Source organism: Pedobacter vanadiisoli (assembly GCF_042684385.1).
Taxonomy (GTDB): domain Bacteria; phylum Bacteroidota; class Bacteroidia; order Sphingobacteriales; family Sphingobacteriaceae; genus Pedobacter; species Pedobacter vanadiisoli.
On the sequence record NZ_JBHULL010000008.1, the window covers coordinates 508,048 to 529,859 of the forward strand.

Consider the following 21,812-nt stretch of genomic DNA (forward strand, 5'->3'; position numbering starts at 1 on the left):
TAACTGGTTTAACTGGTTTTTTTGTACAATCCAATTTCGCTCAGTGTAATACAGACAGGAGATTTGATAACGTTTATTTTTACTTTATTTGTAGTAACAGGACTATCCAGTTTAATCAGTCTTTTTGCACCTATGCTGGTGCCATCGTAAACTTTTTTCCAGGCATTTTTTTCAAATATTTCAACGGTATAAGCTTCTATCCTTTGTCCCAATGGAATGTATTCCTGTAAACTGATGATATCAAAAGTAGTAGGGCTTTTCAGATTCAGTTCGATGCTTGCTGTATGTACCTGATCAGCTGTAGCCCAGTAAGTTTCCTTGTTATGATCAAGCAGAGCCGCAGTGTTGTATTTTTTACCCCGGGTGTTGCTTGCTTTAACTTCGGCATTTTTTGCCAGGTTATTTTCGAAAGTATGTTTAACCATATCGCCAAAGGTTTTTAGGGCGGCTACATCATCTTGGTGAAGCTGGCCACGCGTATCGGGTGCTAAGCCGAGGTCTAACCCTGCACCTCTGCCCACACTTTTTAGATACAGGTCGAAAAGTTTTTCAGGGGTTTTAGGTTGTTCGTTGGCATGATAAAACCATCCTTTTCTCAATGGCACATCACACTCAGCCGGCATCCAGAATTTTCCGTTTCTTATTCCTCCGGGGCTTTGCGGATAATTTGCCTGTCCGGGAACAGCTTCATTTTTCCCATCTGGTGCCATCGGTGTAAAGGTAGCCCATGAGGTTTCTGCCGCATTTCCGTTTTCATTGCCTACCCACCGGATATCTAAACCGATATCGCTAAAAATATTGGCCATCGGCTGCATTTTGCGCGTAATGGTCCAGGTATTTTTCCAATCGTAATAAGTAGTGTTATCAATCGAGCGTTTTTCCTTAGCACCTCCGTAATAGCCATCGCCACCGTTCGCACCGTCGTGCCAGCTCATAAAAAGTTCTCCAAAATTGCTGTAAAGTTCTTTTAACTGAGCCTGGTAGATGGCCAGGTATTTATCAGTACCATAAAGCGCATTATTCCTGTCCCATGGCGAGCAGTATACCCCAAATTTTAAACCGTTTTTACGTACAGCCTGTTCCACTTCTTTAACCAAATTTCCTTTCCCTGCTCTAAATGGACTTTTACTGATGTTGTAATCTGTTGTTTTGGTTGGCCACAGGGCAAAACCATCATGATGTTTGGCCACCAGGATAATGCCTTTTAATCCGCCTGCCTTAGCCGCTTTAATAATTTGATCGGCATCGAAATCTGTTGGGTTAAATGTTTTCGGATCGGCATCACCATAGCCCCATTCTTTGTTTTCGAATGTGGTTGGGGTAAAGTGGATCAATCCGTAAACTTCTACATCGTGCCAGGCCAATTGCCTTGTAGAGGGTAATGCACCATAAGGTTCAGGCGCTTTTTGGGCATAAACTGCCGTTGTAACGGATAAAAAAAAGATTAATAAATATTTCATCATTATTATAGCTTAGATCTAACTAAAGTACAAATAATTACGGTTACTGGCTTAACAGCTTCAAGATTTAACTGATAAAAAACAAATTGTTTTTCCATCCTGATCGTTACATAAGCATACCAAACATTTAATTTTTTCCTGCGTTATTTATTCATGGGCGCTTTTATCCAAAACCCTCCAGATGGAGGTATCCTGTACACAGAGACCAATTTGAATCAGCTGTTTCCTGAACCTTTCAACACGATAACAAGCTGCTTTTTCCTGGCCATTGCCGTTTACTGGACCATAAGGGTTTGGGGGAAATTTAAACAGCATAATTTTTTGAGCATTGCCCTGATATTACTTTATATTGGTGGTATTGGCGGTACCACCTATCATGGATTAAGGCGCTGGCCTATTTTTATCATGATGGATTGGATGCCGATTATGCTCCTCTGCCTTTCGGCCGGTATTTATTTCCTGTCGAAGCTTACCAAGTGGTATTTCGCGATACTGATTGTAGCAGTTTATGCTTTTTTCCAGTTTTATATAAGAAGTCTTTTTAGCCGTGGTGATTTTCAGGTTTTTATCAATATCAACTATGCTTTTATGGCTGCACTGGTTTTATTCCCTGTGTTTGGCTACCTGATCAAAACCGAATGGAGAAATGGCAAATGGGTAGGTTTTGCATTAATTGCATTCATATTTGCACTTACTTTCCGCATAGTGGATAAATGGGGGATATTAAGTATGGGTACGCATTTTCTATGGCATACTTTCGGGGCAATAGCATCTTTCTGTATGCTCAACTATATTTATTTAGTGAACGATAAGAAAGTATAGATGTAATTAACATTGAGCTTGCTGACGGAGATTCAACAAGCTCAACGCGCTATTAAAATTTTGAATGGGCTTTGCTGTAATCCAGGTTTTTCTGTTTGCCGATGGCATATTCAATGCCTCCCCATAAATGTTTCTGAAATTTATCTTCGGCCCAACCTTCTTTGGTGTGGCCCATGCAGGTGTAAAATGCCCTGCCGCCATCAAAGTTATGGTACCAGCTAAAAGGGTGAAAATCGCCGTTTTTCCCCCCGTTATATGATTTCTCATCTAAAGTGATGAGCACTTTAATATCAGGGTTGATATTTTTAAAGTTGTAAAGCTCATCTTTTCTCATCCAAACAGAATCGGTAAAGAATTGGGTAGAAGGGTGTTTTTTGTCTTTAATGATAAATTTAGCTTCCTGTACGGCCGGGTGACTGATGAAATAAGCTCCAGCCAATTTGCCATACCAGGGCCAATCGTATTCGGTATCGGTTGCAGCGTGGATACCCACATAACCTCCTCCTGCCTGGATGTACCTTTCGAAAGCAATTTGCTGTTTGTTATCGAGTACATCGCCTGTTGTACTTAGAAAGATGACAGCTGAATAATTTTTAAGGTTATTTTCAGTGAATAGATCAGCATTTTCGGTGGTGTCTACATCAAAGTGATGCTCTTTGCCCAGTTTTTGGATGATTTCTTTCCCGGTTTCGATAGAATTGTGTCTAAAACCTTTTGTTTTGGAAAAAACCAAAACCTTAGCCGGTTTTTTTGCATTGGTAAAGGCCTGGAATAAAAAAATAGTTGCGATTAATAAACACAGGGATAAGTATTTTTTCATTTTTAACTTGGTTAGGATTTTCAATTGTAAGTGCTAAATTTAAGAAAGTTGTTTGATAATTTCCATACATCTTTTTTCAACCTGCCTGCAAACAGGGCTAAATAGCGTATTATCCCAATATGGATCTGTAACTTCGTCGTTATCAAGAAAAAGTTTAACTTTTTTCCGCTCTTCATCACTTTTAGCAAGACTCATAACATCAGCTAAATTATTACGGTCCATAACCAAAATAAGGTCGTAATCGGCAAACATGGAGTGCTTAAACTGTTGCGCACGCTGTTTACTAATATCGTAACCCATTGCTTTGGCTGCTGCAATACTACGGTAGTCTGGTGCTTGGCCAATGTGCCAGTTACCTGTTCCTGCTGAAGCAATTTCCCAGTTTAATTGTTTTTCATCTGCCAGGTGCTGCATAATGCCTTCGGCAAGTGGCGAACGGCAGATGTTGCCGAGGCAAACCATTAATATTTTCAATTTATTTGGATTTATATACAAAAACAAATGTATAAATAATTCCGTCTGTTGTTGTGCTTGAAGTGGTTTGGATGAGCCTATCACCTTTTAATGTCATCGGATATTTTGGCATATCCGATAAAAAAATCTGATCGCCTTCTCTTTTCCAGGTCTTAACGCTTGTGTCGGATAAGAGATCACAAAGTGCTCCGTTTGAGCTCCAAAAGTAAGTTCCTTCCGATGAAAAAGACATTATGGAGTTGCTCACACAACTCGATGGTCCCATCAGTTCGAGATAGTTTGTACTTGTTTTTTTGCCAATCGTCATCGCCGGTTTTACCGTAGCCGACTCGATGCGCCAGTCTTTTTTGGTTAGTGTTTCGTCCAGGTTTTTTTTGCAGCCAAATGCTAGGCAAACGGTTAAAATAAGTAATAATTTTTTCATTGGTTTATAATTGGTTTGGTTTATTTTACATTAAACGGATCTCATTGTTGATGTGTTACACCTGCCAAAAAAAATGCCCTAAGCTAAATAGCATTAGGGCATTGAATAATAATAACAAGATTATTTATCCGTAAATATCGTTCAGCATTTTTGCCAGGCGTACTCCTCCCTTTAAAAGTTGGTTGTTAAGGGTATCAATCCAATCGAAATTATAACGGTAGCTTAATTTCGAATCAGGCTTGGCAGTATCGTAAATTTTATTGCAGATCGTATACGATTCGTAAATACAATCTTTCAAATTTGTATTCTGCCAGTTATAAAGCTGTATGGCCGAAGCATGGTTAATGGCTTTTGTATATTCGGTATAGCTTAACTGTTGGTATTCAATCAACTGCTCATCCCATACTCTGTGCAGATTTGACTTTTCGTTGAACCACAGTACCGGAATACGGTTTCCACCTAAATCTTCTTTACGCGCAACATGCATCGGCTGACATAAATCGCCTGCTAAATGCACCAGCATACGTAAAGCCAGTTTTTTTTCATCAGCGGTACTGCTGGTTTTCTTTAAAACGGCAATCAGTTCAGGTATTTTATTGTAAAGGTTAGGAGATTTTTCTGTTTCCAAAAAGTTGTAAACACCATCTTTATTCAATCCTGCCGGTAGATTAACAAAATGCCAGTTGTACATATAATTGTAGGTCGAGTCTGATTTGATAAAATCGCCCCAATTGGCACACATGGCCAGACTTTCATAGCCTAAAATATCTTTAATGGCTTTACGCGTTTTTGCCTTTAGATAACTATCGGCAATTTCTCCAACCACACGGTGGCCAATGATACCCCAGGCATTTGCCTGCATGGGTAAATAAGCCAAAAAACCAACTGCAATGGCAGTGGTTATTTTCTTTTTAATCGATGTTAAAATCATTTTTATAATTCTTTTTGTACGCAGGTAATCTTTTGTTTGAGGATTAATTTGATTTCGCGCTGATCGCTTAAACTTTCTAAAGATAAGGTATCGGCAGCATGTTTTTTGATCAGGAAATTCTTTTCATATCTACCGGTGCGGTAGCAACCTGATATTTTTTGTTTGTAATTGGCATGTGTAAAAGTAGCCCCAACAAATAATGTATCGCCTCTTACCACATAAACACCCTTGGCATACTCTTTCCAGATACCGTTTTTGTAGCACGAATCTTCGTAAAGGTTTACTTTGCTGTGGGTAACCATGTCGATATAGACCGAATCGCAGGTAAATTTAAAGTGATGCTGGGTATAGTTGCTCAGCTTATTGCTAAAAGCAACCGAATCTTCGTTCCAAACACCCTGCATAAAGTCTTCGCCCTTGCCCTGGATATTTGGTCGCGGACTACAAGCTAGGTGTAAAATGGGTAATGCTAAAAGAATAATGTAGAAAATTCTTGAGCCAGGATGCAATTTGTTCATTGTATGGTTAATCGATGCTTTTAGGGAACTCATCCTTAACAATCTTATTCTTTTTAACTGTGTTGATGATCAATATTAAAAAACCAATAGCAAAGCATAGGCTTGAAATGAAGTTAAAAATGCCAATTACAGTATAATACTTAGAAATATTACTGTAGGGCACATTTTTGTAGCTCATTAAAATAGGCATTAAAAGGTAAATTAAGTGAATAATTAGACCAGTGCCTGCCCCAATAGTCATTAAAATAGCCTCAGTAGTTGCTTTCTTGGTTAAAAAATAACAACATGCGCCAAGTACAATGCATGGGGCTATAATAGATACCATGCTGATCATTGTAACAATTATTGGCTCCATATGGTCTGTTATTTATTTAATGTTTTGATCTGAACCTAACTCAAAGCTGGTATTTTATATTAACCGCTAAGTTGCCGGCAACTTAGCGGTTTAATTGTTGGCTTATTTTAGGCTGCCAACCATATCTTCAGGACGCACCCACTCATCAAACTGCTCGGCTGTTAGTAAACCCAGTTCTACTGCTGCAGCTTTTAAAGTTTTATTTTCTTTATGTGCTTTTTTTGCAATTTTTGCTGCGTTTTCGTAACCTACATGTGGGTTTAATGCAGTAACCAGCATTAACGAATTCTGTAGGTGTTTTTCAATTTCAGGTAAGTTGGCGGTAATTCCTTCCGCACATTTATCCGTGAAAGAAACGCAGGCATCGCCGATTAAACGTGCTGATTGCAACACATTAGCGGCAATTAATGGTTTAAAAACGTTCAGTTCGAAATGACCTGACATGCCACCTACTGAAACAGCAACATCGTTGCCGATTACCTGGGCACAAACCATGGTTAAAGCCTCAGGCTGGGTTGGGTTAACTTTACCCGGCATAATTGATGATCCCGGTTCATTATCAGGAATAATGATTTCGCCAATACCACAACGCGGACCAGAGCTTAACATCCTTACATCATTAGCTACTTTCATTAAAGCAACAGCTGTACGTTTTAAAGCGCCAGAAAGTTCAACCATTGCATCATGTGCTGCCAATGCTTCAAATTTATTTGGAGCTGTAACGAAAGGTAAGCCTGTTAAATCGGCAATTTTTTTAGCTACTAAAACATCATATCCTTTAGGTGTATTTAAGCCTGTACCAACAGCAGTACCACCCAAAGCCAGTTCGGCAACCATTACTAAGGCATTTTTAATAGCCCTTATGCTGTTATCGATCTGTTGTACGTAACCCGAAAATTCTTGCCCCAAGGTTAATGGCGTAGCATCCATAAAGTGGGTACGGCCGGTTTTGGTAATTCCGGCAAATTCTTCAGCTTTTTTAGCCAAAGCATTTCTTAAATGAGTTAAACCCGGAATGGTATTTTCTACAGTTAATTTATAGGCTGCAATGTGCATTGCAGTTGGATAGGTATCGTTTGATGATTGTGATTTGTTTACATCATCATTAGGGTGAAGAACTTTTTTATCATCAGCCAGTGCACCACCATTAATAACATGTGCACGGTTTGCAATTACCTCATTTCCGTTCATGTTACTTTGCGTACCCGAACCGGTTTGCCAGATTACCAGTGGAAACTGATCATCAAGCTGACCTGCAATAATTTCATCACAAGCTTTGGCAATAAGTTCAGCTTTATCAGCCGATAATACACCAAGCTCATTATTGGCCAGTGCCGCTGCTTTTTTCAGGTAACCAAAAGCATGGATAATTTCTTTAGGCATCGAACCTTCTGGACCGATTTTAAAGTTATTGCGTGAGCGTTCGGTTTGTGCACCCCAGTATTTGTCGGCAGGTACCTGCACCTCGCCCATGGTATCGTGTTCTATTCTGAAACTCATTATATTTTGATTTTTGTTGTGGCAAATTTAGGTTTTTTGCCTTTTAAAGCGTTGTATTTATGTAAGATATTTGGTAGATAGCAAGAATATAGGAGGAAGGTACTGGTTAAAGCACAAACTTTTATCCACCAGGGCCACTTCTACCAATGGAATCATATTCATACCTTTACTGCAAATATGCAGGGATTAGTTATCAAATCTACAGGAAGCTGGTACAGTGTTCTGGCCGATAATGGCGAACGTTATGATTGCCGGATTGTAGGGAAATTCAGGATTAAAGGACTTAAAACAACCAACCCTATTGCAGTGGGCGACAGGGTGAAGTTTGAGTTCGAGCGTGATAGCAATCAGGGTTTAATCAATGAAATGCTGCCCCGTAAAAACTATATTATCCGCAAGTCGATCAACCTGAGTAAGCAGGCCCAGATCCTGGCTGCGAATTTAGATATGGCCATTCTGGTGGTTACTTTAGCTTCGCCGCGTACCTCTTTGGGATTTATAGACCGGTTTTTGGTCACCGCCGAAGCTTACGATGTACCTGCAGTTTTAGTATTCAATAAACTCGACCTGTTCAGCAAGGAGGGCTTGGAGATTTTACAGGAGTTTAAAAATATCTACGAAAATATCGGCTATGCCTGTTATGAAGTTTCGGCCTTAAAAGGAATTAATATCCCTGTGATCCAGGAACTGATTACCAATAAAATTACCTTAATTTCAGGTCATTCCGGTGTAGGTAAATCGAGCCTGATTAATGCCTTATTGCCTGATCGTGATTTAAGAACGGGAGAGGTTTCTGACTGGAGTGATAAAGGGCAACATACCACAACCTTTGCCGAAATGTTCGAATTGCCACAAGGTGGTTTTATTGTAGATACGCCAGGCATCCGTGAATTAGGGGTGATCGATATCGAAAAAGAGGAACTGGGGCATTTTTTCAGGGAGATTTTCGAAACTTCGCACAATTGCCGTTTTAACAATTGCCGTCACGTAAACGAACCGGGTTGTGCTGTTATTGAAGCGGTTAATGAAGGCGAAATCGCCATCTCAAGATACGAAAGTTACCTGAGTATTTATCACGGAAACGATACCAGGCATTAGTTAAGTCAGGAGTTGGAAGTTCAAAGTTCCAAGCTATGGAATGCGATAGAAACACCTCTTAATTAAATAACGAATTATATTAAAAACCTTCTTAAAAAATAAAGAGATGAAATTTAAACTGGGAGATTTTGTGCGTTTTGTTGATGAAAAACGCGAGGGCTATGTAACCCGCATTATCGATGCCCAAACCTTGGGAGTAACGGATGAAGATGGTTTTGAAATTCCGGTTGCGGTGAGTAACTTAACATCTGTACATGGCCATGGTGTAATAGCCGAAGAGGTTGATGTGCCTAAGCCGATTCAGGTTAATGTACCCGGCGTTACTAAAATAGAAAATGGTATTTATGTAGCTGCAGCAACTGATGATAAAGCAGGTAATGTGGTTCATTTGCATGTGCAGAACCAATCGCCCAATACTTTATTGCTGAACCTGACTACCGAAAGAAAGGGAAAATATGCGAATGCCTTTCATGGCATTATACAACCTTATTCGCTGGCACTGGTGTATGCGGCATCTTTAGCCGATCTGGAGCTTTGGCCAGAGTTTACCTTTCAGGTTTTGTTGGTGGGGCTAGCCGATGCTAAACCTGTAGACCCATTGGTGATCCGCAAGAAGTTCAGGGCAAAAGATTTTAGTACCGAACAGAAAGAATTGCCTAATCTTAGAAACAAGGGTTGGCTGGTTCGTTTAGATGACCTGGTACCGGTAACCATCGATGCGCAAAAATTAAAAGAAAGTTTTTTTAAATCGGCCGATGAAAAGAAAATAGTCGAAGCGCCTGCAAAGGAGGTAGATTTGCACATTGAAAAATTACGTGATGACCACCACTTTTTAGAAGCTGGCGAAATTTTGCAGATTCAGCTCACACATTTTCAGAATGCACTTGATGCAGCGATAGTGCATCATTTCGATAAGATGATTTTTATCCATGGCTCAGGAAATGGTACTTTACGCGATAAGATCCATAAACTGATTAGTAAAAATCCGCATATTAAAACTTATATGGATGCCAGAAAAGAAAAATTTGGATATGGCGCTACAGAGGTAGTTTTTAAGTAATAATAGCCATCTTACACTGAATCATTTTTTTTAACATACTCTGATAATACCTAACTGCGTAACGAATTAACTTTATTATCATCCCAAATGTGATGAAGAATGTTGTATTGTTTTGTCAGTACTATACTTCAATAATCGCAAGTGCAAGTTTTTTGGGTTCGACATCCATGGGGCCAGATTCTTCATTGCGTTTAGAATGACGGGAAAATTAAGGAACACTTTTTGCTGCGCTGTAATTTCTTTTTATAAAAGATTAAAACTAGCTTTGCCGCTATTAATGAAACACCTGGTTACCATATCTCTTGTATTTTTTAGTTTAACACATTTGGCAAAAGCCGAACGTGTTGAAGGGCTAAGGATATTGAACGAATATTGTAACGAGTATAAAATCAGTGCTAATGCGTCTGATAAAAGTGTTAATCAGTTCAACGAACAGCGTAACCCTTATTTGTTATCGTACACACGTCTAGCTTTAATTGGAACCCAACCTCAATTAAAGGTAGTAAAATATGTAAGTGTAAATCAGGTAATCACTGATTTAACGATCCGCAAGAAACCGAAAAACAACAGTCCCTAGTTCGTTTTGTTAAAAATCTTTTAAGATTTAAGCCCCATTTTATACCAACAACTGCCAAACTGACTTAATACTGACAGTGGCTTGGTTGTTGTAAGCACACCATTTTTTAATAAATAAATACGATTTAAAATATAATGTTAGGATTTTTAGCGAAGATTTTCGGAAGTAAATCAGAAAGAGATATAAAGGCTATTCAGCCAATTGTTACTAAAATTAATGAGCACTACAGTAAACTGTCTGCCCTAAGCAACGATGAGTTACGTGGTAAAACCATCGAATTTAAAGAAAGGATTTCTAGTTTTTTAGCCGGGATCGATGAAAAAATTGCAGCTTTAAAAGCCGATGCAGAGAACGAAAGCCTGGATCTTCACCAGAAAACAGCTATTTACGATCAGGTTGATGCCTTGGGTAAAGACCGTGATGCAGAATTAGAAAAAGTATTATCGGAAATCCTTCCGGAGGCTTTTGCTGTAATTAAAGAAACTTCACGCCGTTTAAGCGAAAACGATTATTTAGAAGTTACTGCAACCCAGTTTGACAGGGATTACGCTGCGCGCAAAAACAATGTAAAAATTGTTGGCGATAAGGCACAGTGGGCCAATAAATGGGATGCTGCCGGAAACGAGGTAAACTGGAACATGGTACATTACGATGTACAGTTAATTGGTGGTATTGTATTGCATAGTGGTAAAATTGCCGAGATGGCTACCGGTGAGGGTAAAACCCTTGTGAGTACACTGCCGGCTTATTTAAATGCCTTGGCCGGACAGGGTGTACACATCGTTACGGTGAATGACTACCTTGCACGCCGTGATAGTGAGTGGAATGGCCCGTTATTCGAGTTCCATGGTTTAACGGTTGATTGTATCGATAAACACGAACCAAACTCGGAAGAAAGAAGAAAGGCTTACGCCGCAGATATTACTTACGGAACCAATAATGAGTTCGGGTTTGATTACCTGCGTGACAATATGTCGCAAACACCTGATCAATTGGTGCAACGCAAATTGCATTTTGCGATGGTGGATGAGGTCGATTCGGTTTTGATCGATGATGCCCGTACCCCCTTAATTATTTCCGGCCCGATCCCACGTGGAGATGAGCATGAGTTTTATGAATTGAAACCACGTATTGAGCGTTTGGTTAACGCACAAAAAGCTTATGTAACCCAGGCTTTGAACGAGGCTAAAAAATTGATCAATGCCGGCAACAGCGGAACCGAAGAAGGTGAAGGTGGTTTGGCATTATTGCGTGCATACCGTGGTTTGCCAAAAAACAAAGCTTTAATCAAGTTTTTGAGTGAGAGCGGTATCCGTGGCCTGCTATTGAAAACAGAAAACTACTACATGGCAGATCAATCTAAGAACATGCCTAAGGTAGATTCCGAATTGTACTTCTACATTGATGAAAAGAATAACCAGGTAGAATTAACCGAAAAAGGTATCGAACTGATTACCCAATCGGGAGAAGATCCACATTTCTTCGTATTACCTGATGTAGGTACCGAAATTGCAGAACTTGAAAAATCTGATCTTCCTTTAGAAGAAAAGGTGATTCAAAAAGATGCTTTAATGCGCGATTATTCTGTTAAAGCAGAACGTATCCACTCGGTTAACCAGTTATTAAAAGCCTATACTTTGTTCGAAATCGATGTAGAATACATCATCGACGAAGGAAAAATTAAAATTGTAGATGAGCAGACCGGTCGTATTATGGATGGTCGCCGTTACTCTGATGGTTTACACCAGGCAATTGAAGCAAAAGAAAATGTAAAAGTTGAGGATGCTACCCAAACTTATGCAACTGTAACCTTGCAAAACTATTTCCGTATGTACCACAAACTTTGCGGTATGACGGGTACTGCAACCACAGAGGCTGGTGAGTTTTGGTCGATCTACAAACTGGATGTGGTAGAAATTCCTACGAACAGAAACATTTCGAGGATTGACGAGCAAGATTATGTTTACCGTACCGTTCGAGAAAAATATAATGCTGTTGCTGCAGAGATACAATACCTTGTTTTCCCATATTCTCATTACGAAACAGAATATGAAACAGATAAAGATGGTAATGTAAAGCAAAAAGATGGCAAACCGGTTGTTAAATACGATCAAATTGGCAGGGCTGTACCAAAATTAGATGCTAAAGGTGCTTTAATTCCGGCAGTTAATCCTGAAACAGGACAACTGCAGCCAAAAGCAGGCCGTCCGGTATTGGTGGGTACTACCTCTGTAGAGATTTCTGAGTTGTTGAGCCGTATGCTTAAGCTACGTGGAATTAAACACAACGTATTGAACGCTAAAATGCACCAGAAAGAGGCCGATATCGTTGCTGAAGCTGGTCAGGCTGGAACGGTAACCATCGCAACCAACATGGCTGGTCGTGGTACCGATATTAAGTTGGGCCCGGGTGTTAAAGAAGCTGGAGGTTTGGCCATTGTAGGTACCGAGCGTCACGAATCACGTCGTGTAGACAGGCAGTTGCGCGGTCGTGCAGGTCGTCAGGGCGATCCGGGTTCATCTCAGTTCTTCGTTTCTCTGGAAGACAATTTAATGCGTTTGTTTGGCTCAGAGCGTATTTCGAGCATCATGGTACGCATGGGGATCGAAGATGGAGAAGTAATCCAGCATTCAATGATTACCAAATCTATAGAACGTGCACAGAAAAAAGTAGAAGAAAACAACTTTGGTATCCGTAAACGTTTATTGGAGTACGATGATGTGATGAACTCGCAGCGGACCGTAATTTATGCAAAACGTAAAAATGCTTTATTCGGCGAACGCTTGGATGTGGATATGAACAACATGGTTTTCGATGTTGCCGAAGATATTGTAACCGAATACAAACAGGAAGCTAATTTTGATGGCTTTAAACTGGAGGTGATTAAAAATTTCTCTTTAGATACAGCCATCACTGAAAAAGAATTTACGTCAACCAGTATCCCGCAGCTAACCGAAAAGCTGTTCGAAGAAGCTGAAGCATTTTATGCACGTAAATCAGAGGCCATCATTCAGCAATCTTTACCTGTTTTAACCCAGGTTTACGAAGAACGCGGATCGCATATCGAGCAGATTGTAGTACCGTTTACAGATGGTATCCGTGGTATACAGGTTGCTGTTGATCTAAAGAAAGCTATCGATAATAAAGGTAAAGAGGTAGTTCGTGCATTCGAAAAAACCATTGTATTAGCCCTTATCGACGATAGCTGGAAAGAGCATTTACGCGAAATGGACGATTTGAAACAATCGGTTCAGAATGCGGTATATGAGCAGAAAGATCCATTGGTAATTTATAAAATGGAGGCCTTCAACTTATTTAAAAACATGCTTAATGTTGTTAATAAAGAAGTGGTAAGTTTCTTATACAAAGGTGGTATCCCTGTTCAGCAAGAGCCTGATCAGGTAAGAGAAGCACCGGCACCGGTAAAGCAGCCAAAGTTACAGACTACTAAACAAGAGTTCGGTAGGGAAGAACCGGGCATCGGGTTTGGCGATACACGCGAGGCTGTTCCACAACAGCCTATCCGTAAGGAAGCAACTGTAGGAAGAAATGAGCCTTGCCCATGCGGTAGCGGTAAAAAATTCAAAAACTGCCACGGCGCTAACTTATAATTAGCATATCTATAATATATCAAGCCCCGACCAAAATGGTTGGGGCTTTTTTGTTACCTTTCTTCATAACGAGTAAGACGCAGTTTCGATCGGCGTAAAAAAATCAGTAACCTTAGGTACTTAAAAGATCCGTTTGAGAATGGGCTCTGATTTCTACAAGATTACAGAAACAAAGGATTCCAACCCTTAGGTACCGCGAGATTTTCTTCCAAATAATAACTATTTGCTTAACCCATAAAGAATGCCGATTTTTGTAACGGTTTCGGCATTTTTCTTGTTAAGAAGAAATGAGAGGACATACTGCTCACCAAATGCCAATTATTTTGCTGATGAAAACAACAATAACTTTTATATTGTGCTTATTCCTTACCATTACTGCTTTTGCACAAAGGGGAGAGGTAACGGTTATAAAAGATCCTTTAATTGATAGTTTAATTGCCAAACGCCTCGAAGTTTATAAAACCTCTGGCGAGGTAAAACCGGGCAAACCCATAGTTTCTGCTTACGGCTACCGGGTGCAGATTTTTTATGGGTCAGACCGGCGTGAGGTGTTTAATGAGCAAGCCCGTTTTAAAGGGCTTTACCCCCAGTTAAATACTTATCTTACCTATAAAGAACCTAATTATTATGTTCGGGTGGGCGATTTCAGGACCCGCCTGGAGGCCCAGCGCCTCATCAACGAACTCAGACCAGCTTTCCCTACATTATTCATTTTTAGGGAGAAAATCAATGCACCAACTTTAGATACCACAACAACCAATGATCAAAAATAAAGTACAGGAACTGGCCGCCCACATTTTTAATGATGTAGTAGGCTATCGTCAACATATCCATGCCAACCCTGAATTGTCTTTCAAAGAATTTGAAACCTCGTTATTCATCAAGGATAAACTAAAAAAATGGGGAATCGAATATACCGATTGTGCCAATACAGGTGTAGTGGGTTTAATTAAAGGAAATTTACCATCCGATAAGGTAATTGCCTTACGTGCCGATATGGACGCTTTGCCTATCCACGAAGCAAATGATAAACCTTACCGTTCTAAAAATCATGGTGTAATGCATGCATGCGGTCATGATGTGCACACTTCTTCTCTTTTAGGAACGGCATATATCTTAAACCAGTTGAAAGATGATTTTGGCGGAACAGTAAAACTGATATTTCAACCTGCCGAAGAACTGCTGCCTGGCGGAGCAAGTATCATGATCAAAGAAGGTGTGCTTGAGAATCCGAAACCTCAGCATATTGTTGGTCAGCATGTAATGCCTTTGATCGATGCCGGTAAAGTAGGTTTCCGTTCGGGTATTTATATGGCTTCTACAGATGAACTATATGTTACCGTAACCGGTAAAGGCGGACATGGCGCACAGCCGCACCAAAATATCGATCCGGTTTTAATTGCTTCGCATATCATCATTGCCCTGCAGCAGGTGGTGAGCCGTAATGCCGATCCGCGCATCCCTTCAGTTTTATCTTTTGGTAAAGTAATTGCCAACGGGGCAACCAACATTATCCCCAATGAAGTAAAAATTGAAGGCACATTCAGGACCCTGGATGAGGAGTGGAGAGACGAAGCCCATAAACGCATGAAAAAAATGGCCGAAGGTATTGCCGAGAGCATGGGGGGAAGCTGCAATTTCGATATTCATAGAGGTTATCCTTTTTTGATCAATGAAGAAAAATTAACTGCTAACGCAAGGGCATTTGCCGAAGAGTTTTTAGGCAAAGAAAATGTAGTGGATTTAGATATCTGGATGGCGGCCGAAGATTTTTCTTTCTACTCGCAGGTAACAGATGCTTGTTTTTATCGTTTAGGTACAGGGAATGCAGCTAAAGACACACAATATTCAGTACATACCCCAAGATTTGACGTGGATGAGGATGCCCTGAAAATCTCGACCGGGTTAATGGCTTATATTGCGTTAAAACAACTAGGAAATTAGAGACAGGTAGGATGTAAAAATGTAATGCGGATGATGGAGGAGTTTTAACTACATCATCCATTTTCCATCTTACATGATCTATTACCCATCTTCCATTTTACATACTTTCTTCCATGAAAAAGATATTTTTGTTTTTACTGTTTACTTCGCTCTTTTATAATGGTTTTGCACAGGAGATTAAACGTTTTAATCCGGACACCATTAAAACCATTACGCTAGATTCTACGGTAAATATCAAGGCCGAAAAACTGAATGTAGAGACTTTTATCAGGAAGGTAATGTACGATACTTCTTTTTATCAGTCGTTCAGGGATATGAAACGCTATACCTTCATTGCCGAAAACAGGATTTATAGTTATGATAAAAAGAACCGGGTTGATGGAAAGATATACCGTAAAATAAGGCATAATAATAGCGGGCCTTACAAAATGGAGTATCTGGTAAAACAGGATACCGGAAAAATTTATAAAAAGAACGGGAAATATCAATTATACACCGTAGAAATGTTCGATTACATTTTTATGAATTCATACAATACCGATTTTGTTCCAAATGCACCAAAACCCGATGGAAAAGGCGGAACAAACGAAAGTTACAAAGACAAGTTAAAAACGCTGGTTTTTAATCCGGGCAGGCCGGTAAAGGTTCCGTTTATTGGCAGTAAAACAGAAATATTTTCGGCCAACATGCGCCAGTATTATGATTATGGTTTCACTAGCGGTACTTACCTGGATTCTATTCCCGTTTACCGTTTCAGGGTTTCGGTCAAGCCTGATTTAAGTAAGTGGACAAAAGATGGGATTATGATTAAGGAATTGGTAACTATTTTTGATAAACGGAATTTTAATATACTTGGACGGTATATCGATATGAAATACAGTAACCTGCTTTTCGATTTTGATGTGCAGATGAATATCGAAATGGGTTATTTTGGTGATGATAAATTGCCTACTAAAATAACCTATCAGGGTAACTGGGACTACCCTTTCAAGAAAGAAGAACGGGCAAGCTTTTTAATTGTACACAAAGATTACAAACTCGAAAAAGACAAATAAGGGATTCAGTTAATTATATTAATATCCAGAACTGTTACCCTGAATTTATTTCAGGGTCTATTTCATAAGAAAGATGTTGATCCCGAATATTCAGGGGCAGGATAACGATTGCGGTTGGGTATGGAGATAAAAATTAGTCATTATCAATAAATATTAATGGACTTTGGTTAGTATCTTTAAACGATTATTTAAACCGATAAAAATGCAACTCTTTTCTTCCTTACGATTTAAAATATCAATTGCTTTATCGTTGTTTTTGTGCAGTAATACACATGCACAGGTGCTTAGCTCAAAACAGATCGATAGCGTAGTAGGAAAAACATTAAGCACCTTTAATGTTCCCGGCATTGCGGTTTCAGTAATCAAAGATGGTAAAATAGTCCATTTAAAAGGTTATGGTGTAAGTTCTATCAAGACCAATAAAAAGGTCGATGAAAATACCCTTTTTGGTGTGGCATCTAATACAAAAGCCTTCACCGCAGCTTCCTTGGGTATGCTGGTTGATGAGAAAAAAATTACCTGGGACACAAAAGTTACAGATGTAATCCCAGAGTTTAAAATGTACGATGCCTATGTAACCAGCGAATTTACCATCCGCGATTTGCTTACACACCGTAGCGGTTTAGGTCTTGGTGCCGGAGATTTAATGATCTGGCCGGATTCATCAACGGTCGATAAAAAGCAGTTGATCCATAACCTTCGCTACTTAAAGCCGGTTTCCTCATTCCGTACCAAATACGACTATGATAATTTAATGTACATTGTTGCAGGCGAAGTGGTGGCAAGGGTTTCGGGTATTACTTATGAAGATTTTATCGAAAGCAGGATTATCAGGCCTTTAGGAATGACTAAAACTGCTGCTTCATGGTATCGCTTAAAAGATAAATCGAATGTAATCGATGGTCATGCACCATACCAGGGTAAATTGCTTCCGGTAGGTTTAAGCTTTGGTGAGATTGCCAATGCAGCAGGAGGAATTTATTCGAACGTTACCGATATGAGCAAGTGGGTAATGGCCATGATAAATGAGGGTAAATATGGAGAAGCCCTTGATAAAAAACTGTTCAGCCCGGCAGTAGCAAAGGAGTTATGGACGCCGCAGACCATTATAGCGGGCGGTAATCCGGCATCCTTTAGCAGCTATGGTTTGGGCTGGTTTCTGAGCAGTGTTAACGGCAACTTTCAAGCCACACATACCGGAGGTTTATCGGGTATTGTAACGCAGGTTACTATTCTTCCCGGCCTTAAGCTGGGCATAATTGTGTTAACCAACCAGCAATCAGGTGCTGCATTTAATGCCATTACCAATTCAATTAAAGATGGATATTTAGGGATTACCGGGCAGGACCGAATTAAAACCTATAATGATAACAGGCTTCGGAATGAAAAGCAGGCAGATGAAATAGTAGCAAAAGTTTGGAGTGATATTGCAGCACAGCAAAAGCTCTCGCTTGCAAAGCCCGATAACAAAAATTACTATGGCACTTTTCGCGATGCCTGGTTTGGTGAAGTAACTATTAGCGAAGTAAATGGCAAAATGCACTTTCAGGCAAAAAATTCACCAAAGCTGAAAGGCGATATGACATATTATAAGGGGAATACTTTTATTGTAAAGTGGTATGACAGGAGTTTGGATGCCGATGCATTTGTTAATTTTGCTTTAGATAACAATGCCCAGGCCAACGGTTTTAAAATCGAAGCGATTTCCCCATTAACCGATTTCAGTTTCGACTTTCAGGACCTGGATTTTAAAAAGACAGAAAAAAAATCTAACCAATTATAAGCAATGAAAACAATAATAAAAACGGGTATTTTACTAAGCTTTTTCCTAATTGTATTAACATCAATGACATTTAAACCAAAACGGATTATCTTTTTCGGCGATTCGATTACCCAACAGGGTGTTTCCAAAAACGGATATGTAACCCTGATCAAAAAATCACTCGACTCTACCAAATACGATATAATTGGTGCGGGCATAGGCGGGAATAAGGTATACGATCTTTACCTGCGTTTAGAAGATGATGTTTTAAGCAAAAAGCCCGATTTGGTGGTAATTTATGTAGGTATTAATGATGTGTGGCATAAACAATCCTCTCATACCGGAACAGATTATGATAAATATTTAAAATTTTATCAGGCTTTGATCAATAAAATTCAAGGTGTGGGCAGTAAAGTAGTATTGGTTACCCCATCTGTTGTTGGCGAGAAAAAAGACGGTACCAATGAATTGGATGCCGATTTGAATAAATACGCTGAAGGGATTAGAGCACTGGCCGTAAAAAATAATCTTCCTGTATGCGATTTAAGGAAAATTTTTGCCGAATACGAGGCGAAAAATAATCCGGAAGATAAAGAAAAAGGCATTTTAACTGTTGATAGGGTTCACTTAAATGAAACAGGGAATAAATTGGTGGCCGATCAGCTATTGCCTTTAGTGAAGTAGATTTTTTAACCACAAAGTTCGCAAAGCACATAAAGAAATTTTCTCTGTGTGCTTTGTGTTTTTTCTCCGTTATCTTTGTGGTAAGAAGAGGAAAGAGCAGAGCGCATATGATAAACCGCGAAACGATAGATAAGATAATGGATACCGCCCGCATTGAGGAGGTAGTTGGAGATTTTGTGCACCTGAAAAAACGCGGAACCAGTTTAATCGGTAATTGTCCTTTCCATGGCGAAAAAACACCTTCCTTCCATGTATCCGTAACCAAGGGCATTTACAAATGTTTTGGTTGTGGCAAAGGGGGCGATTCGGTACGCTTTATTATGGATCATGAAAAATATTCATATCCTGAAGCGCTCAAGTTTTTAGCCAATAAATACAACATAGAAGTTGAAGAAACTGAACTAAGCCCTCAGGATGCAGAAACACAGAGCGCTAAAGAAAGCCTGTATATTGTTTCGCAATATGCTTCATCTTTTTTCGTAAAGCAGCTGTGGGATACCGAGGAAGGCAGGGGAATTGGTTTAAATTATTTTAAAGAACGCGGTTTTAGGGAAGATATACTTAAAAAATTCGAAGTGGGTTATTCGCCCGATGTTTGGGATGCACTAACACAAAGCGCTACCGGCCAGGGGCATAAATTAGAATTTCTGGAATCTACGGGACTATCGATCAAAAATGATAACGGTAAAATTTACGATCGTTTCCGTGGCCGTGTAATGTTTCCGATCCATAATTTTACGGGCAGGATTATAGGTTTTGGTGGCAGAACGCTTAAAACCGATAAAAATGTTCCTAAATATGTAAACTCGCCCGAAAGTGAAATTTATCACAAATCGAATGTACTTTACGGGTTATTTCATGCTAAAAAAGCCATTCGGGATCTCGATAACTGTTACCTTGCCGAAGGTTACGCCGATGTGCTTTCTGTACATCAGGCCGGGATTGAAAATGTGGTTGCTTCTTCCGGTACCTCGTTAACCGTAGAGCAGATCAAACTGATTGGCCGTTTTACCCAAAACATTACCATTTTGTTTGATGGCGATGCTGCAGGTATTAAAGCCTCACTGCGTGGTTTGGATATGATTTTGGAAGAAGGTTTGAACGTAAAAATTGTTTCCTTCCCCGATGGTCACGACCCTGATTCGTATATGCACCACGTTGGTGCTGGGGCTTTTAAAAGCTATCTCGAACAGAACAGAAAAGATTTTATTTTATATAAGGCAAATGTGCTGCTTAAAGATGCTGGCAACGATCCTATTAAACGAGCAGGCATTATCCGCGATATTGTAGAAAGTATTGCCAAAATCCCCGATCAGATCAAAGCTTCGGTTTTTATACGCGAATGCAGTAGTTTGCTTGAAATTGATGAGCATATTTTATTGGGTGAGCTGAATAAAATGCGCTCGGCCAAGCTGAAGAAAAACTTCGACAACAACCAAAAGGCACATTCTGCAGCAGGTGCTAAGCCATATTCTTCCGGCCCGCCAGAGCTGCTTGGTCCGCCCGATGATTTATGGGATGATAGTGCCGGTCCTATGGGCTACGAACAACCGTCCGTAGAAGAGGAAGAATTCCAGGAGAAGGAAATCGTACGGCTTTTATTGGCTTACGGGCACGAATTTGTAAACTGGGATAAAATAGACGATATGTACATCGGTCCGTTTATTATGCAGAATCTTGCTGATGTTGAATTCGATGATCCCCTTTGTAAACAGATTATAGATTATTATAAAACCGAAATAGATAATGGCCGTTTACCAACATCGAACTATTTTATTAAACACGAGGATAGGTCAATTGCTGATTTGGCCATTACACTTTCAACATCTGAGCATACTTTAAGCGAAAACTGGTTGAATAAACACCTTATCTACGTTAAAGACGAATCGATGAATTTAAAAGCCACTATTCTGGGGGGAATTTTCCACTTGAAAAAAAGAAAGGTAGAGAAGATATTGATGAATCTTTTAAAAGAAATCAAAGAAGAAAAGAACGAGGATAACCAGATGATTTTAATGCAGCGTTATGGTGTAATTAAAGGGGTAGAAAGAGAGATTTCGAAGTTTTTAGGTTCGGTTATTGTTAAGTAAACTACAAAAGACATACATTCTAAAAAAGTTGTCATCTCGACCGGAGCATAGGGGAGCGGAGAGATCTATTTTGAGGCAGATTTAGCTTCGCTGAACACTAGGAGGTTGGTTCTCGACTTCGTTGGATGCTGCTCGAAATGACGATTTTTCAGTTGATCATTATGTAATAAAGAAGTTATAAGTTCATGCATTCAAACTCATTTATTAATTAAAAACTCAATCCTCCAAAATTCATTCTCTAATTCAATAACTATTTAAGCTATGGCGCTCCATAACGATTTAGGTAAAGAAAGCGAAAAAATTGCCAAACAATATCTCGAAGATCATGGATATGAGGTTTTGGATGAAAACTGGACCCATGGCAAAGCTGAAATTGATTTAATCGTATATAAAAACGGGATCATGATTTTTGTCGAGGTTAAATCGCGGAGTTCGGTTACATTTGGCCAACCAGAAGAATTTGTACATAAAGCGAAACAAATACAGATGGAATTGGCGGCTAATGCCTATATTGACCTGATGAAGCATGAAAATGATATCCGCTTTGATATTATTGCCATTACATTTACAAAAAATAAAAATTATAATTTAAACCATATAGAAGATGCGTTTTGGCCTGAAGATTAA

At 39.5% G+C, this 21,812-nt stretch carries 20 protein-coding genes; 12 read left to right on the top strand and 8 right to left on the bottom strand.

From position 1 onward, the window contains the following. Window positions 1–8: 8 nt before the first annotated feature. Window positions 9–1,463: an alpha-L-fucosidase gene (locus ACFSR6_RS10875; protein WP_379078570.1), complete on the bottom strand. Its 1,455-nt coding sequence runs from the start codon at window positions 1,461–1,463 to the stop codon at window positions 9–11. Between the two features lie 150 nt (window positions 1,464–1,613). Between ACFSR6_RS10875 and ACFSR6_RS10880 the strand changes: the two genes are divergently transcribed. After that, on the top strand, window positions 1,614–2,282 hold the full coding sequence (locus ACFSR6_RS10880; protein ID WP_379078572.1) for a hypothetical protein: 669 nt from the start codon (window positions 1,614–1,616) through the stop codon (window positions 2,280–2,282). 52 nt (window positions 2,283–2,334) lie between these two features. On the opposite strand, the gene ACFSR6_RS10885 is transcribed toward ACFSR6_RS10880, so the two are convergent. The 7 genes from ACFSR6_RS10885 to fumC all read right to left on the bottom strand — a co-directional run bounded on the left by ACFSR6_RS10885 (window position 2,335) and on the right by fumC (window position 7,304). After that, on the bottom strand, window positions 2,335–3,102 hold the full coding sequence (locus ACFSR6_RS10885) for a ThuA domain-containing protein (RefSeq protein ID WP_379078574.1): 768 nt from the start codon (window positions 3,100–3,102) through the stop codon (window positions 2,335–2,337). Between the two features lie 39 nt (window positions 3,103–3,141). After that, window positions 3,142–3,576, bottom strand: a complete 435-nt coding sequence (locus ACFSR6_RS10890; RefSeq protein WP_379078576.1) for a low molecular weight protein-tyrosine-phosphatase — start codon at window positions 3,574–3,576, stop codon at window positions 3,142–3,144. A 1-nt stretch (window position 3,577) separates the two neighbouring features. Continuing rightward, entirely contained in the window at window positions 3,578–4,000 is a 423-nt protein-coding gene (locus ACFSR6_RS10895) for a hypothetical protein (protein WP_379078578.1), read from the bottom strand. A gap of 124 nt (window positions 4,001–4,124) precedes the next feature. Then, complete coding sequence (locus ACFSR6_RS10900) at window positions 4,125–4,931, bottom strand: S1/P1 nuclease (protein ID WP_379078580.1); 807 nt, start codon at window positions 4,929–4,931, stop codon at window positions 4,125–4,127. A 2-nt stretch (window positions 4,932–4,933) separates the two neighbouring features. Further along, window positions 4,934–5,449 carry a fumarate hydratase gene (locus tag ACFSR6_RS10905; RefSeq protein ID WP_379078582.1) on the bottom strand — a complete coding sequence of 172 codons (516 nt, stop codon included), beginning with the start codon at window positions 5,447–5,449 and terminating at the stop codon, window positions 4,934–4,936. 7 nt (window positions 5,450–5,456) lie between these two features. Then, window positions 5,457–5,804 (bottom strand): hypothetical protein, encoded by a 348-nt coding sequence (locus ACFSR6_RS10910; protein WP_379078584.1) that lies wholly within the window; start codon window positions 5,802–5,804, stop codon window positions 5,457–5,459. Window positions 5,805–5,906: 102 nt separating this feature from the next. Continuing rightward, the gene (fumC, locus tag ACFSR6_RS10915; protein ID WP_379078586.1) at window positions 5,907–7,304 is read right to left on the bottom strand and encodes a class II fumarate hydratase; all 1,398 of its coding nucleotides are present in this window, start codon (window positions 7,302–7,304) and stop codon (window positions 5,907–5,909) included. 177 nt (window positions 7,305–7,481) lie between these two features. On the opposite strand from fumC, the gene rsgA reads away from it, so the two are divergent. The 11 genes from rsgA (at window position 7,482) to ACFSR6_RS10970 (ending at window position 21,812) form a co-directional block, all read left to right on the top strand. After that, window positions 7,482–8,402 (top strand): ribosome small subunit-dependent GTPase A, encoded by a 921-nt coding sequence (gene rsgA / locus ACFSR6_RS10920; protein ID WP_379078588.1) that lies wholly within the window; start codon window positions 7,482–7,484, stop codon window positions 8,400–8,402. Window positions 8,403–8,508: 106 nt separating this feature from the next. Continuing rightward, window positions 8,509–9,462 carry a Smr/MutS family protein gene (locus ACFSR6_RS10925; RefSeq protein ID WP_379078590.1) on the top strand — a complete coding sequence of 318 codons (954 nt, stop codon included), beginning with the start codon at window positions 8,509–8,511 and terminating at the stop codon, window positions 9,460–9,462. A 277-nt stretch (window positions 9,463–9,739) separates the two neighbouring features. Continuing rightward, on the top strand, window positions 9,740–10,039 hold the full coding sequence (locus tag ACFSR6_RS10930) for a hypothetical protein (RefSeq protein ID WP_379078592.1): 300 nt from the start codon (window positions 9,740–9,742) through the stop codon (window positions 10,037–10,039). A 134-nt stretch (window positions 10,040–10,173) separates the two neighbouring features. Beyond that, window positions 10,174–13,650 carry a preprotein translocase subunit SecA gene (locus tag ACFSR6_RS10935; RefSeq protein ID WP_379078594.1) on the top strand — a complete coding sequence of 1,159 codons (3,477 nt, stop codon included), beginning with the start codon at window positions 10,174–10,176 and terminating at the stop codon, window positions 13,648–13,650. A 329-nt stretch (window positions 13,651–13,979) separates the two neighbouring features. Next, window positions 13,980–14,423 (top strand): SPOR domain-containing protein, encoded by a 444-nt coding sequence (locus ACFSR6_RS10940; protein WP_379078596.1) that lies wholly within the window; start codon window positions 13,980–13,982, stop codon window positions 14,421–14,423. Next, window positions 14,410–15,594 carry a M20 metallopeptidase family protein gene (locus ACFSR6_RS10945; protein ID WP_379078598.1) on the top strand — a complete coding sequence of 395 codons (1,185 nt, stop codon included), beginning with the start codon at window positions 14,410–14,412 and terminating at the stop codon, window positions 15,592–15,594. The genes ACFSR6_RS10940 and ACFSR6_RS10945 overlap by 14 nt, the downstream gene beginning before the upstream one ends. Before the next feature lie 113 nt (window positions 15,595–15,707). Continuing rightward, complete coding sequence (locus tag ACFSR6_RS10950) at window positions 15,708–16,649, top strand: hypothetical protein (RefSeq protein ID WP_379078600.1); 942 nt, start codon at window positions 15,708–15,710, stop codon at window positions 16,647–16,649. 202 nt (window positions 16,650–16,851) lie between these two features. Then, window positions 16,852–18,432, top strand: coding sequence for a serine hydrolase (locus tag ACFSR6_RS10955; RefSeq protein WP_379078602.1), 1,581 nt, complete (start codon window positions 16,852–16,854; stop codon window positions 18,430–18,432). 3 nt (window positions 18,433–18,435) lie between these two features. Next, the gene (locus tag ACFSR6_RS10960; protein ID WP_379078604.1) at window positions 18,436–19,095 is read left to right on the top strand and encodes an SGNH/GDSL hydrolase family protein; all 660 of its coding nucleotides are present in this window, start codon (window positions 18,436–18,438) and stop codon (window positions 19,093–19,095) included. Window positions 19,096–19,202: 107 nt separating this feature from the next. Further along, complete coding sequence (gene dnaG, locus ACFSR6_RS10965) at window positions 19,203–21,185, top strand: DNA primase (RefSeq protein ID WP_379078606.1); 1,983 nt, start codon at window positions 19,203–19,205, stop codon at window positions 21,183–21,185. A gap of 261 nt (window positions 21,186–21,446) precedes the next feature. Beyond that, the gene (locus tag ACFSR6_RS10970) at window positions 21,447–21,812 is read left to right on the top strand and encodes a YraN family protein (RefSeq protein WP_379078608.1); all 366 of its coding nucleotides are present in this window, start codon (window positions 21,447–21,449) and stop codon (window positions 21,810–21,812) included.